This is a genomic window from Saprospiraceae bacterium (assembly GCA_016710235.1).
Lineage (GTDB): Bacteria > Bacteroidota > Bacteroidia > Chitinophagales > Saprospiraceae > Vicinibacter.
Window position 1 is genome coordinate 464,343 of sequence record JADJLG010000001.1, and the last position, 16,438, is coordinate 480,780.

At 39.3% G+C, this 16,438-nt stretch carries 15 protein-coding genes; 1 reads left to right on the forward strand and 14 read right to left on the reverse strand.

Annotated elements, in window-relative coordinates; all coding sequences use genetic code 11:
- Positions 1–34: 34 nt before the first annotated feature.
- From IPI99_02020 to IPI99_02030, 3 genes are all read right to left on the reverse strand, one after another.
- Positions 35–1,777 carry a T9SS type A sorting domain-containing protein gene (locus tag IPI99_02020; GenBank protein MBK7339288.1) on the reverse strand — a complete coding sequence of 581 codons (1,743 nt, stop codon included), beginning with the start codon at positions 1,775–1,777 and terminating at the stop codon, positions 35–37.
- Positions 1,778–1,833: 56 nt separating this feature from the next.
- Positions 1,834–2,190: a T9SS type A sorting domain-containing protein gene (locus tag IPI99_02025; GenBank protein ID MBK7339289.1), complete on the reverse strand. Its 357-nt coding sequence runs from the start codon at positions 2,188–2,190 to the stop codon at positions 1,834–1,836.
- A gap of 148 nt (positions 2,191–2,338) precedes the next feature.
- Entirely contained in the window at positions 2,339–2,938 is a 600-nt protein-coding gene (locus tag IPI99_02030) for a TIGR04282 family arsenosugar biosynthesis glycosyltransferase (protein ID MBK7339290.1), read from the reverse strand.
- 56 nt (positions 2,939–2,994) lie between these two features.
- Here IPI99_02030 and IPI99_02035 point away from each other — a divergent pair, with 56 nt between their 5' ends.
- The gene (locus IPI99_02035; GenBank protein ID MBK7339291.1) at positions 2,995–4,452 is read left to right on the forward strand and encodes an aldehyde dehydrogenase; all 1,458 of its coding nucleotides are present in this window, start codon (positions 2,995–2,997) and stop codon (positions 4,450–4,452) included.
- 49 nt (positions 4,453–4,501) lie between these two features.
- Here the strand turns inward: IPI99_02035 and IPI99_02040 are convergent, their stop codons facing one another.
- The 11 genes from IPI99_02040 to IPI99_02090 all read right to left on the reverse strand — a co-directional run bounded on the left by IPI99_02040 (position 4,502) and on the right by IPI99_02090 (position 16,398).
- Complete coding sequence (locus IPI99_02040) at positions 4,502–5,854, reverse strand: NADH-quinone oxidoreductase subunit N (protein ID MBK7339292.1); 1,353 nt, start codon at positions 5,852–5,854, stop codon at positions 4,502–4,504.
- Between the two features lie 14 nt (positions 5,855–5,868).
- Complete coding sequence (locus IPI99_02045; protein MBK7339293.1) at positions 5,869–7,317, reverse strand: NADH-quinone oxidoreductase subunit M; 1,449 nt, start codon at positions 7,315–7,317, stop codon at positions 5,869–5,871.
- A gap of 1 nt (position 7,318) precedes the next feature.
- Complete coding sequence (nuoL, locus tag IPI99_02050) at positions 7,319–9,208, reverse strand: NADH-quinone oxidoreductase subunit L (GenBank protein ID MBK7339294.1); 1,890 nt, start codon at positions 9,206–9,208, stop codon at positions 7,319–7,321.
- 51 nt (positions 9,209–9,259) lie between these two features.
- Entirely contained in the window at positions 9,260–9,592 is a 333-nt protein-coding gene (gene nuoK, locus IPI99_02055) for an NADH-quinone oxidoreductase subunit NuoK (protein ID MBK7339295.1), read from the reverse strand.
- A gap of 18 nt (positions 9,593–9,610) precedes the next feature.
- A complete protein-coding gene (locus tag IPI99_02060; GenBank protein MBK7339296.1) occupies positions 9,611–10,132 on the reverse strand; it encodes an NADH-quinone oxidoreductase subunit J in 522 nt (173 codons plus the stop codon).
- On the reverse strand, positions 10,132–10,632 hold the full coding sequence (locus tag IPI99_02065; GenBank protein ID MBK7339297.1) for an NADH-quinone oxidoreductase subunit I: 501 nt from the start codon (positions 10,630–10,632) through the stop codon (positions 10,132–10,134). The genes IPI99_02060 and IPI99_02065 overlap by 1 nt, the downstream gene beginning before the upstream one ends.
- Before the next feature lie 63 nt (positions 10,633–10,695).
- Positions 10,696–11,712, reverse strand: a complete 1,017-nt coding sequence (nuoH, locus tag IPI99_02070) for an NADH-quinone oxidoreductase subunit NuoH (protein MBK7339298.1) — start codon at positions 11,710–11,712, stop codon at positions 10,696–10,698.
- Positions 11,709–12,677 (reverse strand): (2Fe-2S)-binding protein, encoded by a 969-nt coding sequence (locus IPI99_02075; GenBank protein MBK7339299.1) that lies wholly within the window; start codon positions 12,675–12,677, stop codon positions 11,709–11,711. The genes nuoH and IPI99_02075 overlap by 4 nt, the downstream gene beginning before the upstream one ends.
- 259 nt (positions 12,678–12,936) lie before the next feature.
- Positions 12,937–14,271 carry an NADH-quinone oxidoreductase subunit NuoF gene (gene nuoF, locus IPI99_02080; protein ID MBK7339300.1) on the reverse strand — a complete coding sequence of 445 codons (1,335 nt, stop codon included), beginning with the start codon at positions 14,269–14,271 and terminating at the stop codon, positions 12,937–12,939.
- A gap of 44 nt (positions 14,272–14,315) precedes the next feature.
- Positions 14,316–14,819: an NAD(P)H-dependent oxidoreductase subunit E gene (locus IPI99_02085; GenBank protein ID MBK7339301.1), complete on the reverse strand. Its 504-nt coding sequence runs from the start codon at positions 14,817–14,819 to the stop codon at positions 14,316–14,318.
- A gap of 352 nt (positions 14,820–15,171) precedes the next feature.
- Positions 15,172–16,398, reverse strand: a complete 1,227-nt coding sequence (locus tag IPI99_02090; protein ID MBK7339302.1) for an NADH-quinone oxidoreductase subunit D — start codon at positions 16,396–16,398, stop codon at positions 15,172–15,174.
- Positions 16,399–16,438 lie beyond the last annotated feature (40 nt).

The window sequence follows — 16,438 nt, forward strand, 5'->3', positions numbered from 1 at the left end:
TGAGTGATTTTATGTTTGTTGAAAAAGATTTTAATTATTCACCATTCTTTATAAATCTACCTACATATCTTTTTCCTTTACGGGTAGCTCCCTTTATGATGTAAGTTCCTGCAGGTAAATACCTGACTGAAATCTCTGCCGGATTCCCTTGTAAGATTCCTGAATTCACAAACAAGCCATTTATGGTGTAAAGATTATAATACATCAATACCTCATGAGATGGGGCTTCAAGCTGCACAGTGATACTTTCTGATGCCGGATTCGGGTAGATAGTTACCGATCCATCCATGGACACCTCTTTGTCGTCCACAGAAAGAAGAGAGTCGAGGTGGTACTTTATAAATAATCCGTCCAATTTTCCGGTGGTTGTGTCGTTGCGTATATACCCATCTCCGAACCTGAGCTCCTTACTTCCAAATGAACCTAGAATATAGACCTGGTTTGCATCAGATGCAATTTGAAAACTACTCTCACGCCCTTCTTCACCAATTGTGACTCCTCCGAGGATCTCTCCGTTATTTCGCGCCAGTAAAACATATATGTCATCCTCGCCTCTATTTTCCAAATCTGTGCTTCCGAATAGCAGATGTGAAGAGAAATAATTGCCGGTAATGACCAGATAATTATTGCCCAACAAATGCGAACTCACATCTTCAATTCCACCATATCCATTCATGATTTGCCTGGCCCATACACATTCTCCACTCTTGTCATACTTTGTATAAAATATGTCAAAGTGATCCAATGGATTACTTTGTTTATACAAAGATGTGATAGGATTAAATCTCAAGGTATCGCTCTCAAAAGCTCCTGAAAAATAGATATTATTTTCTTCATCAAAAGTAATGCTTCCATACGAAGTATATTCATTATCTTTTCCTTGTATTGTCTTCAGCCACAGCACCCTGCCCTCAGCTGAGAGTTTTAACAAAAATATTTCAAGGTCCCCTAAACCGACTATAGGATGATATATAGTTTCTGAATTTTTTACACCAAATGAATCAATCTTTAGATCTCTTCCCTCGAACAACCCACAAACTATAATATTATCCTCAAGATCTATCTTTATATCAAATAAATAGATACTATTGTTGTAGATCGTTTTCATCCATAATATATTGAAATTGCTGTCCATTTTAATGAGAAAAAAATTATACCCAACAGCCAGATTAGATCTATATAAAGTATCTCCCTTGGAATTCAAGAGATGACCTCGGCTCTTTGAGATGAGATACAAATTTCCATTGCGATCCGATTCGATTCCTCCACTATTATCAACTTCAATATTGCTATAAAATTCTTCTTTATTCATCAACTCACCCTTGCTGCTCAGCTTGATAATAACATTTCTGTAGCTAAAATCCGCACTCTTGCTTATTAATATACTGTCCAGATACAAATTCCCCCCATGACAGAGCGAGATGACAATGCTGTTATCTTCTAATACAGTAAGGCCTAAAGCCTGAACCGCAGATTCCGGTCTAATGGCCTTCCCCCAGAGCAGGCTTCCACTCCTGGAATACTTGAGTATAAATGCGCTAAATCTGGCGGAAGAGTTCAGCCATCTGAAGTGAAACCTGTCATCCACAGAAAAATGTTCTGAATCCGTGTCACTCAATATGTAGATATCTCCGTTTTTGTCAACTTTCATGAGCCTTGGATATTCAGACTGATCACCACCAAATGATCTCGCCCACTCATACTGAAAGGGTTGGGAATTCAAAGTAAGACAAATAAAAGTGTTGAGAATAAAAATACTGACAATGAAATTTTTCATTTTTACGATATTTTAAAAATGAGGAGGCCATCAAGATGACCTCCTTGAAAATAATCTTAGTGATTCACAACAAATCTGAGCACTTTTTGAATGCCCTCATACTCTACTGATATAAAATATACTCCACTAGTCAAATGATCTACATCCACTTCATATTGTAAATGATCTCCTTTAATGATATCTACGCTCACTCTATTACCCAGGCTATTCCATACTTCAATCACATGTGGTAAATCAAAATCAGATTGATCTTTACAAGTTACCAATAATCTGTTACTGACAGGATTTGGAGACAGAAACACTTCAAATGAATTTTTCTCACGAGCTTGCATTCCTACTATTCCATTGATACAGGTCTCCTGTGTATAATACTCGCCAAATAGCTTATAGTATGGATTCCGGGCATCGATCATAACTTGTCTCAATACTTGAGCACTGAAGGGCTCAAGCAAAAATTCCGATTCAAATTTAAAAAAAAACTAATATCCGGAATAATTTTTACAAGGTTTTAACTTTAAAATTCCAATTTTTATTAATTTCTTTCCAAAGATTAATATTAACTCAAGAAATGTGAATCTTATATTTTATCCACTGTTCCCAGCTGTCAATATCTTCAAGTTCAGGCAATAAATGATAGCTGTATCCTGAATTTTTTATTCTATTAATAGTTTCCCTCAGGACATTTGAAGTGCTCCATTCTATATTTTCAAATATATCCGGATGATGGGCTCTCATTCCGATTAAATAATAACCTCCATCGCATGCAGGCCCAATCACAAAATCCACTTCATTTAATTTCAGGAATGCCTTATCTACAATTTCTGAAGTCAGATAGGGGCAATCACTGCCAATTATAACTGCTGCACGATGATCCGAGAGACATTCACTTATTGCTCCTGACATCCTTGCGCCTAAATCATGACCGTACTGAAGCCTTTTAACTGCTTCTTTTAACGCTTCAAAATCATGAGGAATGTGATCACTAAAGTACAGGTAAGTACTCGCCTCCAATTGATAAATCAATTCAATAGTTCTCTTTGTCAGCTCTGAATATACTTCTAATGCTGTACGATCATCCGTCGTGGCAGCAATTCTCGTTTTGACCTTGCCGGCTATCGCGTTTTTTAAAAAAACGACCAATGCAATTTCAGACTTTTCCATTTTCTACACGACACTCGTACAATAATTGCTTAATTTCGCTGTTCACATTCCGCTACATGCTTGCGAAATTACAAAACTACATCAACGGTTCTCATCAACCTCCTCTTAAGGAGAATTATATGGACAATACCAATCCTGCAACAGGAGAAATCATTTCATTAATTCCGATATCTGACGCATTGGATGTGGATATGGCTGTACGCTCTGCCCGACAAGCTGCACAGAGTTGGAAGTCTAGTTCAGGAGAGCTGCGGTTTCGTATTCTCTCTCGCATCGCTGACCTCATCGATCGGGATATAGAAGCGCTTGCTCTTGCCGAAACAAATGACACAGGCAAACCTCTGCACGTATCACGCAGCGTAGATATACCTCGAGCAGCGTCAAATTTCAGGTTTTTTGCAACTGCAGCCATGCAGTTTTCGTCCGAAAGCCACTGGATGCCGGGAAAAGCAATCAATTATACACTGCGACAACCCATAGGTATAGTAGCTTGTATCTCGCCTTGGAATCTTCCTCTCTATTTATTCTCGTGGAAAATAGCACCGGCTCTTGCTGCGGGAAATTGTGTTATCAGCAAACCTTCCGAACTCAGTCCGACAACTGCAATGATGTTAGGCAAGATTTGTACAGAAGCTGGTTTGCCTTCCGGAGTTCTCAACATTATTCTGGGCGATGGGCCCACAACAGGTCAAGCTATCATCGATCATGAGGACATTTCAGCCATTTCATTCACGGGTGGCACAAAAACCGGCGCTCATATCGCTACTCAAGCTGCCCCTAGATTCAAAAAACTCAGTTTGGAATTGGGTGGTAAAAATCCATGCATCATTTTTGAAGATTGCGACTACGAATTGACTCTCAGAGAAGTGCAGCGGCTTAGTTTTTCCAATCAGGGCCAAATCTGCCTTTGTGGAAGTCGTATCCTGATTCAGGAATCTATCTACAACAAATTTCGCGATGACCTGGTGAGCAGGATTCAAGCACTTCGGATTGGAGATCCTTTGATTGCCGAAACACAAATCGGTTCGGTGATCTCGTCGGCACATGCAGAAAAAGTAATGTCCTATATCTCTCTGGCACAGCAAGAAGGTGGCAAGATATTGTGCGGAGGCAGCAGATATCAAGTTGAAGGCAGATGCAGCAATGGAAATTTCATCAGACCAACAATTCTGGAAAATTTGGGACCGAATTGTCGTACTAACATGGAAGAGATATTTGGGCCGGTCATCAGTTTGCAAGTCTTCAAAGATGAGGAAGAGGCTTTACAATTGGCGAATGCGAGTCGATACGGATTAGCTTCTACTGTATGGACAAGTGATCTTCAAAAAGCACACAGAATGGCAGAAAAATTGAATACAGGAATAGTGTGGATAAATTGTTGGTTGCTCAGAGATCTCAGGACGCCATTTGGAGGAATGAACGACTCCGGGGTGGGAAGAGAAGGAGGATGGGAGGCCATGAAATTTTTTACTGAAGCCAAAAACGTCTGCATAAAAACAGAACGAAATTCTTGAGCTGCCAAGTAAAATTTAATCAGTAAAAACAAACATTACTTTGCTGCTTTTATATGTGCATCATCACCAAAGAAGGTGCAATTCCAAAGAGGATTAGAATTAAAGTCAAAACTAACAACACACTATTGTATCTCCAGGACACTGACCAGCTATGGTCACCACTCGGTGATGCAATCGCGTTGATGATCTTGAAATAATAATAAACTGAGATTACCGCGGCAACTAAGGCTACAAATGCCAATGATAGAAATCCCAGACCAACAGCTTCACGCAAAACTAAAAATTTGGCCATAAAGCCCGCAGTCAAAGGACCACCACCAAGAGAAATCAGGGCTATAATCATTAAAATTCCCAGCAATGGATTTGCTTTGAGTAAACCACCGAAAGAATCTAAATGATCGGATCCTGACTGTCGTTCAACAAAATGTGTAATTAAAAAAGTAATCAATGATGCAGCACCGTATGCAATCAAGTAATAAATCAGAATTTTTTCAGTTTGTGGTGTAATTTTTAATACTGCAATCAGAATAAAACCTGCTTGTACGATCCCGGAATAAGCTAAGATCCTCTTTACACTCGTCTGATTGTAAGCCATGATATTTCCAACAACAATAGTCACTAATGCAATTAATAATAAAAACCAAAATACCCATTCCGGTAAAGTAGCGGAAGACAATTTGAGATATTGCAACAGTGCTCCGAATCCTGCAATTTTCACAATGGATGACATGATCGCTGTAAAAATTGTCGGTGTACCTTCATACACGTCAGGTGCCCAAAAATGAAATGGTACCAAGGCTATTTTAAATGCCAGCCCACTTAAAACAAACAATACTCCTATCTGGTAGAATTTATCCATTCCGGGCAACACATTGCCAAAACTGAGACTTCCCGTGCTTGCGTAAATAGCGCCGATTCCAAATAACAATATAGCACTTGCAAATGAGCCCATGATAAAATACTTAATAGCAGCTTCATTTGATGTGATACGCCTCCTGTCTGCACCTGCCAATACATACATAGAAATAGATAAAATTTCTATACCCAGAAACATCATTATAAAATTCTGGTATGATACCATGATCATACCACCGATGAGCGCCAGCAGGAACAAACCTGTAATATCCCCAAGTTCTTCGTTACCGCGTTGCCTGAATTGATGCAAAAAAGGAATTATACACAATGCAAAAACAAACTGCAAAATGCAGAGAACAAAAGAAGTCAAATCAAAATGCAGCATGCCTGTTAATATAGATGTCTCAGTCCATTCCGGATAATGCATTGCCACCAAACTTGCAACCAATGCCAACATAGCCACCGGTAATATCAATCCCCTTTGTCTGGCAAATCCCAAAAACAAAATCAGTACAGCTGCAACGGTTAATATAATGATTGTGAGCATAATAATTGTCCGAATTAATATTTAAAATATTCGCCAAATTGTCCAATCGCGTAGGCAGTCAAATCTATCCATTTGCTTGGAAAGAATCCCAACGCAATCACCAACACGGTCAGTACTATAAAAATGTAATCTTCTTGTAATGATAACTGGAAGTTTTGATATCTTTCGTCATGACGTTTTCCAAACATCGATCTCTGATAGCACTGCAACATATAAACGGCACCGTAAATGATCGTTAATCCTGCAAATGCTCCAGCAATTTTATTGAATTTGGTGACATTGGTTATCATGATAAATTCACCGATAAAACCACTAGTTAGAGGTAAGCCAATCGCAGCGAGCACCAGGATAAAATAATATGTCGCGAATCTAGGCTGAACCCTGGCCATACCTGAGTTTGCATCGAGATTATCGCTACCAGTTTTCCTTTGAAAAACGTCTGCTACAAAGAATAAGCCAGCTATCGCGATACCATGTGCGAGAATTTGAAAAATGGCACCTTTGTATGCTTCTTCGTAAACAGTCAATGTGCCCGCCACCAACAAACTCATGTGTGACATAGAGGCATATGCCAATAGTCTGCTCAAATTTGTCTGCCTCCAAGCCACCACTGCACCATAAACTACTCCTACAACACAAATTACGATCAAATAAAAACTGAGCTTTGGAATAACGTCCTGTGTAATAAAATTAAATCTTAAAAAACCAAAGACACCCATCTTAGAAAGAAGTGCGGCGATGAGAATTACACTGGGTTTGTCTGCCTGCTCATACAAATTAACCTGCCATGTGTGAAATGGAAAAACTGGTGCTTTGATACCAAATGCAATAAAAAATACAATTGCCATCCAGTACTGGTGTTGTACAGGAAAATGGTTATTGTACAAAAAGCTCCAGCTGGTCATCAGATTTATTCCGACAAAAGAATAAATGTAAAATATTGCAGCCAGCAAGAGAAAGCTCCCAAATACTGTATAAATAAAAAACGTAAATACTGCTTTCTTTCTTTTAGGTCCTCCCCATTTTAATACTAGAAAATAAACAGGTATTAGGGTCAGTTCAAAAAACAGATAAAACGTAATCGGATTTTGTGCCATGAAAAAACCGTTCAATCCCGCAATGGTCAAAAATATTAATCCGAAATAAGCAGAATCTCTTTTTTCATAAATCAAAGAAGCTGCAAGTACCACGATCACAGTAATCAAACTCACCAGCAACAATGGCAATAATGACATAGTATCTACTGCAATATGAAAACTGTCTTTCAATCCTGGAATCCAGTCAAACTTGAAATTGTACAACTGATAGTGGTTGATCTTGAATTGGAGAAACAGGTACATGAAATAACTGAACTGAATCACGGCTCCGGCTCCTGAAATCCATATTGAATATCTCCGAGGCAAGACAAAACACAGCAGTGCAAAAACAATCGGCAACAGCAACAATATAGTCGAAGACAACATGTCAGATGATTTTTATTATGATGAAAAAAAGCAAAAGAACAAGTCCAATCACCATAGAGACCAGATACCAACTCAAATGCCCTGACTGCCACTTTGCAAAACTCGGTTTTCCTTCTACAAGAATTTTGTCGGGTATCATGACCACATCATGGACTCCTCGACTTTCAAATATCGTTCCGAGCCATTTAGAAAATTGATACCCCGGCTTTACAAATATTCTGTCATAAATTTCGTCGAGATAATATTTATTCTCCAGTAATCGCGATAAAAAATTGCCAGAACTTTCTTCCAATTCCCGGTAATTTTTAGTGTATTTTTTCCAGGTAAAAAATATTACGATGACCAATACCACCACAGTTACAACCCAGAGCATGATTTCAAAAAAATGAGATACGTGATGTTCTTTATACACCATAGCATACCGAATATATTCTTCCAATATATGAGGCTGGCCCATGATTTCAGGCATACCCATAAAACCACCTACAGCCGACAAAATGGCAAGAATGCATAAAGGTATGATCATGAGAGCAGGAGATTCGTGCGCATGGTCCCATTTGTGATGATCACCTCTATAGTTTCCGTGGAATGTCATAAAATACAATCTGAACATATACCAAGCTGTAAATACTGAGGCAATAGCCAGTATTATAAAAAACCAAATGGAATGCAAGTACACTTTGGCTAATATTTCATCCTTGGAAAAAAATCCCGCCAGTGGAGGCACGCCAGAGATGGCCAGGGTTCCAATCAAAAACACGAGGTGAGTCCACTTCATCTTTGATTTAAGACCTCCCATTTTTCGAATATCTTGTTCGCCACTGAGGCCGTGTATCACACTACCCGCAGACAGGAATAGTAATGCTTTGAAAAATGCATGTGTGACCACATGGAATATTGCCGTGGTATAGGCGCCTACTCCCAGAGCTGCTACCATATACCCAAGCTGACTCACGGTCGAATAGGCGAGTACTTTTTTGATATCGTTTTGTTTGAGTGCGATGCTCGCTGCAAGGATTGCGGTCAAAATACCTACGATAGTTACGATTTCCGAAACCATAGGCGTGGCAGCATAGAGTGGGCTCATTCTCGCTACTAAATAGATACCTGCTGTGACCATCGTCGCTGCATGAATCAACGCAGAAACAGGTGTGGGACCAGCCATCGCATCGGGCAACCAGGTAAAAAGTGGTATTTGAGCTGATTTACCGGTCACCCCAACAAAAAGTAAAAAGGCAACGGCGCTTGCGAATTTGTCGTTAGGTGCCAGCGTTTTGAAATGATCGTTGATGCGCAGTATATCTATGGATTCATAGTTACCAACAAGCATTGCAATAGCAAGTAAAAATCCCAAATCCCCAATGCGATTCATGATGAATGCCTTGCGAGCGGCAGCATTATATTCATCGTTGTCAAACCAAAATCCTATCAAAAGAAACGAACATAATCCAACACCTTCCCAACCCACAAACAAAACCAAGAGATTAGAACCCAGTACCAGAATGATCATAGAAAACAAAAACAAATTCAGATAAGAGAAAAATCTCCAATAACCTTTGTCGTGGTCCATGTATGAGCTTGAATATACATGTATCAGAAATCCAACACCGGTTATAACCATCAACATTGTGAGACTCAATTGGTCCATGTAAAATTCAAAATTCACATAAACATTTTTGCCATAGCGAAACCAATCCCAGAGCGTTACTTTATCACCTACCTGACCAACTGCCTGGATCGCAATAAACGTGGCTACAAAACTAATCAAGGGCATCAGACATGCAATCCATTTTACTAAAGTCGATGGCATCCTGCTGCCGAACAAGCCGTTGATGATAAATCCGATCAATGGTGGCCACAATATAAACTGCAAGATTAATTTTAGATCCATTTGATTTTACTTTTGTCTACAGGAGTGTGATTCATTTTGATATGATTAGGATCAGCCTCTGAGATTGTGAAACAAATCCACATTTGTTGTATTCAGGTTCTTGTACATCATCACAATGATAGCAAGTCCAACTGCTACTTCAGCTGCAGCAACAGCCATCGTAAAAAACACCATGATCTGTCCTGAGGGATCAGAATGATATGCAGAAACGGCTGCAAACATGAGGTTGACCGCATTGAGCATAATTTCGATAGACATGAATACGATGATGATATTCCTCCGAAACAAAACACCCATCATCCCTATTACAAATAAGGCTGCACTAAGGATAAGATAATGTCCAAGCGGGATCGTTCTTATAATTTCCGGTATTGATTGTTGCATGACAGTCTAGATTAAAGATTAAGGTATGCGAACCTGACTTGTTTCTGAAATTTCCTTTCTTCCCAGTAATACAACTCCTATCATCGCCACCAGGAACAGCACTGAACTTAACTCCATTGGCAATAGATAATCACGATAAAGTGTCATCCCCAATTTTTCGATTAAGCCGATGTCGTATTCATTCTTGTTATTTGTCGGAGACAAATTCTGTCCAAGTGCTGAAACCACAATAAGAAATAAACATCCACCTGAAATCAATGCAGCAAGTCCTGCTATCCAATTGCGATATATATTAAACTCTGTATTGAGATTGAGATACATGATGACAAATAAAAATAAAACCATGATCGCACCTGCGTAAACTACTACATTTACCAAAGCCAGAAACTGAGCATTGAGCAAAACATACTGCGCAGATATTGTAAAAAAAGTAAATACAAGATACAACACTGACCGGATAGGGTTCTGAGACAATATTACCATCAATGCGCCGATCACAGACAGACAAGACAACAAATAAAATATCCACTCAATTTTCATCAGTTCTTGGATTTAATTGGTTCAACCAATCTGTCTTTGCCATATCTAAAATCATCTCTTTCAAAACTTGGTGGAACCATGACGTCATTTTGCAAAAAGATAGCTGCTTTAGGACAAGCTTCTTCACAAAAACCACAAAATATACAGCGCAGCATATTGATTTCATACACTGAAGCATATTTTTCTTCTCTGTATAACTGCTTCTCCTCCGGTTTCCTTTCTGCAGCAGTCATAGTAATCGCTTCTGCTGGACAAGCCAAAGCACATAAACCACAAGCAGTGCATCGCTCTGCACCATTCTCGTCGCGCTTCAGGATGTGTTGCCCTCTGAAAACTTTACTCATCGGACGCTTCTGCTCCGGATATTGTATGGTTGCTTTTTTCTTAAAAAAATGAGATATGGTAATTCCCATACCTTTGAGTATAGCAGGCAGATACATTTTCTCTGCCAGATTCATAGGCTTACGCTCCATGACTTTTCTCCTTTCCGTCAGTTGCATATTCAATGATGAATAGAATGAGTTAAACAAAAAATTACATTTTCTTTCATATTGGCATATTCATTATCCTTTCCACAATATGATGATTCCAGAGACTAAAATATTGATGACCGAAAGTGGAATTAAAATCTTCCATCCCAGATTCATCAATTGATCATAACGAAATCTAGGCAATGTCCATCTGACCCACATGAACAAAAAAATGAAAAAGAAAATTTTTCCAAACAGCACACAAATACTCAATACTGTTTTTAACATACCGGGATCCATTTCGCTAACAAATGGAAACTGATATCCTCCAAAAAACAATGTTGCAATCACAGCACTGCTTATAAACATATTGATGTATTCTGCAAAAAGAAAAAATCCTAGTTTCATTGAGGAATATTCAGTATGATATCCTCCTACCAATTCCGTTTCACATTCAGGTAAATCAAATGGTGCACGATTTGTCTCAGCAAAGGCACAAATAATAAAAATTAAAAAAGCCAGAGGCTGATAAAATACATTCCAATGCCAGCCACTTTGTTGATTTACGATTTCACGTAAAGAAAGAGTTCCGGTCATCATCACGAGTGCAACAATGGATAAGCCCATTGCCAATTCATAAGAAATATTCTGGGAAGCTGCACGGATTGCACCCAACAAACTGAATTTATTGTTGGAAGCCCAACCGCCAATCAGGACGCCGTAGACACCCAGTGAAACAACACCAAAAATATAAAGCAGACCGACATTCAGATCTGTAGCTTGTAGAGAAATCCCTTTTCCTTCATGCGAAAAATCTGGTCCAAATGGAATAACTGCACTGGTCATCAAAGCTGTCAACATAAAAAATCCCGGTCCCATTAAAAACAACCAGCGATCGGACTTTAAAGGAATAAATTCTTCTTTAAAAAACAGTTTAACCCCATCTGCCAGCGGCTGCAATATGCCAAAGGGTCCGGCTCGATTTGGCCCCAATCTGTCTTGCAGAAATGCAGCCACTTTACGCTCAGCATAGGTCGAGTACATGGCAACAAACAATGATATTGAAAATATTACCACGATAAAAATCGTTTTAATCATCCACTCGCTCATTCTGAAACAAATTTTGCGTCAACATTAACAGCCGGAGATACCACCGGCAATTCATATTTATTTGCTGTAATTACGGAATCCACATCCATTTTCCTCGGGCCTTCTATAGTCCATTGTGATTTTTCTTTATGATCAAATCTGCATTCATTGCAGATAAACTCCTCCACTTCACCAAATTTATTTTTCCTGGCCGTTACTCTGATCAATTGATCACCTTTGAGCCATACCACTGTTTTGCCGGAACATGTCGGACAGTTTCTGTGAGCATTAAACGGTTTTGAAAACCAAACTCTCTGCTTGAATCGATATGTTTTATCAGTAAGAGCACCTACAGGACAAACATCAATAATATTCCCTGAAAATTCATTGTCGATAGAATGTTGAATGTAGGTTGAGATCTCACTGACATCACCTCTATTGATCACTCCGTGAACGCGTTCATTAGTCAATTGGTCAGCAGTATATACGCAGCGATAACAGAGAATGCATCGCGTCATGTGCAGCTGTACGTATGGGCCAATATCAATCTTTTTAAATTCACGTCTGCCTTCTTGATATCTTGTGCCTTCCGTACCATGCTCGTAGGATAAATTCTGTAGATCGCATTCTCCAGCCTGATCACAGATCGGACAATCCAATGGATGGTTGATGAGCAAAAACTCAACTACACCTTTTCTCGCTTCTTGTACTTCTGCTGAAATTTCATTTTCTACTACCATCCCGTGTTCCGCTCTGGTTATGCATGAGGGAACAAGCTTGGGCATAGGTCTTGGGTTAGCCTCAGATCCCTGTGTCACTTTTACAAGACAGGTTCTGCATTTGCCTCCTGTATTTTTGACAGGACCATAATAACACATCGTGGGAGGGTAATGATCACCTATCATCCGCGCAGCCTGGAGAATAGTTGTACCTTTTGGCACTTCTATACTCTGATTATCTATAGTTACTTTGATTAGATCCGACATAATTTAGTGAATAGACAAATGACAAATATTTACCAATGAATATTTTTTAGATATTCTATAACTTAAATTTCTCATTACTTCAACCCTACTTTTAATTTTGAATATATCTTGATTATAAAAATCATATTCAGTTTTTTAAACAAATCAAATATAAAATCGATACTTACAATTGCTTCGCTTTTTTGAAGAATTGGAAGTTTGAGTTTCATCTTATAAAATAATTTATTTATCAAAACAAATTCTATTTTCAGTACTCCGGTCAATGACTTACAAGTTCCCGATGCAAATGTTTCTTACCACAACTCTCAGGATTTTTCACATGCGCTTCAAACTCTGCACGAAAATGTCTGATCGCGCTAGCTACCGGCCATGCTGCCGCTTCTCCCAGAGGACAGATCGTTTTTCCTTCAATATTTTTAGAAATGCTCACCAACAAATCGATGTCTTCCATTCTGCCATGACCATACTCGATCCGATGCAAAACTTTTTCCATCCAGCCCGTTCCCTCCCTGCATGGGCTACATTGGCCACAAGATTCGTGGTGATAAAAACGTGTGAAATTCCATAGATTGCGTACGATACATTGTCTGTCATCATACACAATAAATCCGCCGGAACCCAACATCGTACCTGTAGCAAAACCACCATCACTGAGTGATTCATACGTCATCAGACGATTCTCACCGTTAGCCGTTTTAAGGATCAGATTTTTTGGCAAAATCGGAACTGAAGATCCTCCGGCTACAACAGCTTTTAAATCTCTACCTCCTGTGATTCCACCACAATATGCCTCACCATAAATAAACTCTTCAACACTCACACCTAGCTCAATTTCATAAACACCAGGTTTATTTATATTACCACAAGCAGAAATCAATTTGGTACCGGTACTTTTTCCAATACCAATGGCCGCAAATGCATCTCCACCATTATTGACGATCCAAGGCACATCAGAAATAGTTTCCACATTATTTACCACTGTAGGGCAACCATACAGTCCTGACACTGCAGGAAATGGTGGTTTATTTCTCGGATTGCCGCGCTTTCCCTCAAGTGATTCCAACAAAGCAGTCTCTTCGCCACAGATATATGCACCACCTCCGGGTTGCACATGAATATCCAATGAATAGTTTGTGCCTAAAATATTCTCTCCTAGAAATCCAGCCTGATATGCTTCTCGAATGGCTTGTTCCAAAATACGAATGATATACATCATTTCGCCTCTGACATAAATATATGAAGTCCTCGCTCCTAATGCATAGGAAGACGTAATCATGCCTTCTATTAAGATATGAGGTATATGTTGCATCAGATATCTGTCCTTGAAAGTACCCGGTTCCGATTCATCCGCATTACACACCAGGTATCTCGGTTTGTCGGTGGATTTGTCGAGAAAACTCCACTTCATTCCCGTTGGAAAACCAGCTCCTCCTCTACCTCTGAGACCGGATTTTTTTACTTCCTCCACGACTGCATCCGGTGTCATTTCACGCAGTGCTTTTTCAACTGAGCGATAGCCACCCATCTTCCTATACACATCAAATGATTGTATTCCGGGTTCGTTGATATGCTCGAGTAATATTTTTTTGCTCATGAATTTTTTACTTATTCGGAAAATTAATGTGAATTCAAATTCATTTAATTTTTACTCCTCAATTCTTCTATAAGTTGATCCAGCTTTTCTCTGGTCATATTCTCGTGATATTTATATTCAGGGCCTATCTGGAGTACAGGACCTGTACCACAAGCAGCAAGGCACTCTACAGGTTTGATGGTAAACAAACCATCTGCCGTAGTTTCTCCAGAAGCTACACCTAGTTTTTCTTCCATATATTGTATTAGCTCCTCCGCTCCTACATTACAGCATGGTCCTGTTCGGCAGACTTCTATCACATACTTCCCCATTTTCTTCAGGTGAAACATAGAATAAAAACTCGCAACCTCATACACTTCTATGGACAGAATCCCGAGTTGTTCTGCTACTTTATCCATCGCATCGACAGACAGCCAGCCTCCATTTTCTTTTTGTGCAATATGAAGCAAAGGCAACAATGCAGATTTTTGCTTGCCTGCCGGATACTTTCCGATAATATTCTGAATCTCTGTTTTCGCTTTAGCCGAAAATTCAAATGCAGTTTGCATGAATCAATACTTTATATCTATTTGAAATAAATCCGATTTATAAATTCTTCTACTTAATATTTGAAAAATGATTCCAATTAATTTATAAAAGTTAAGTTCAATGTGTTGTTGTAATCTTCAATGCGAATCCTTTAATTGAAACTTTGGAATTCATTGTAAGACCAATCCATAAGGAGATTTATTCTTTTGCTGATTAAATACTACTTGCATTTAAAACCACTCATATATTTAAATGGACAATACTTTGCAGGAATTGCAAAGCAAATCAATTTTTCAAAGAACAAAATTTTGGCCGACTCTTCAGTTCCAACCAATTTTCAACTATTCATTTTAATCTACCTAATCAGGTCGATTAAGAATCCAATTCACCAGCAATCACATTCAGACTGCTCAACACCACGATAGCATCAGACAATAATTGACCTTTTACCATCTCAGGATAAGCCTGATAGTATATGAAACAAGGTCTCCTGAAATGCAACCTATATGGACAACGTCCCCCGTCGGAGATAAGAAAATATCCAAGTTCACCATTTGCTCCTTCTACCGCTTGATACACTTCAGCCACAGGAGCTTCTATCTCACCCATGATGATTTTAAAATGATAAATCAAAGCTTCCATGTTGCGATACACTTCTTGCTTTGGCGGCAGATAATAATGATCTGCATCAGCATGATACACTCCGGGAGGTTCAGCTTCAATTTTTGTCAACGCTTGTTCGATAATGTTGACACTCTGCCAGATTTCTTCGTTGCGAACTAAAAAACGATCGTAAGTGTCGCCCGTTGTCCCAACCGGTATGTCAAACTTAAAATCTTCGTATGAGCTGTATGGTTCAGTTACACGTACGTCATAATCTACCCCACAAGCCCTCAAATTGGGACCTGTAAATCCATAATTCAAAGCGCGTTCAGCACTCAGAGGCCCTGTATCGATCGTCCGATCCATGAAAATTCTATTTCTTGTGAGCAACTGCTCAAACTCTCTCCAAATGGGCCTGAAATCTTGAAGCCACTTCCTGACCAAATCAAAAACCCGGGGACTGAAATCTCTTTCAAATCCTCCTACTCTACCCATATTGGTCGTTAATCTGGCTCCACAAATTTCCTCATAAATCTCATAAGCTCTCTCCCTGAACTGGTACACATAAGTAAATCCTGTAAGAGCTCCTGTGTCCACTCCCAATATAGAGTTGCATACCAAATGATCCGTAATACGAGAGATCTCCATGATCATTACCCTCATATAATCTACTCTTTTCGGAGTCTTGATGCCGAGCAATTTTTCAACTGTCAGATGCCAACCTGTATTGTTGATAGGCGCAGAACAATAGTTCATCCGATCCGTAAGTGGAGTGATCTGGTAAAACGGCCTCCTTTCCGCTATCTTCTCGAAGGCGCGATGGATATAACCTATGGTTTGTTCGCCACTGACAATGCGTTCTCCATCCATTTGTAAGACATTCTGGAAAATTCCATGCGTAGCCGGATGGGTTGGTCCCAGATTGAGCGTGGTATAAGGAATTTCAGGTTTTTCCGTCTTAGAAATTGAATCGAGATACTCCGAATTTGTCTTCATTAGATTCAGCCCTTGCTTTAGACACAAAATTAGCTGAATA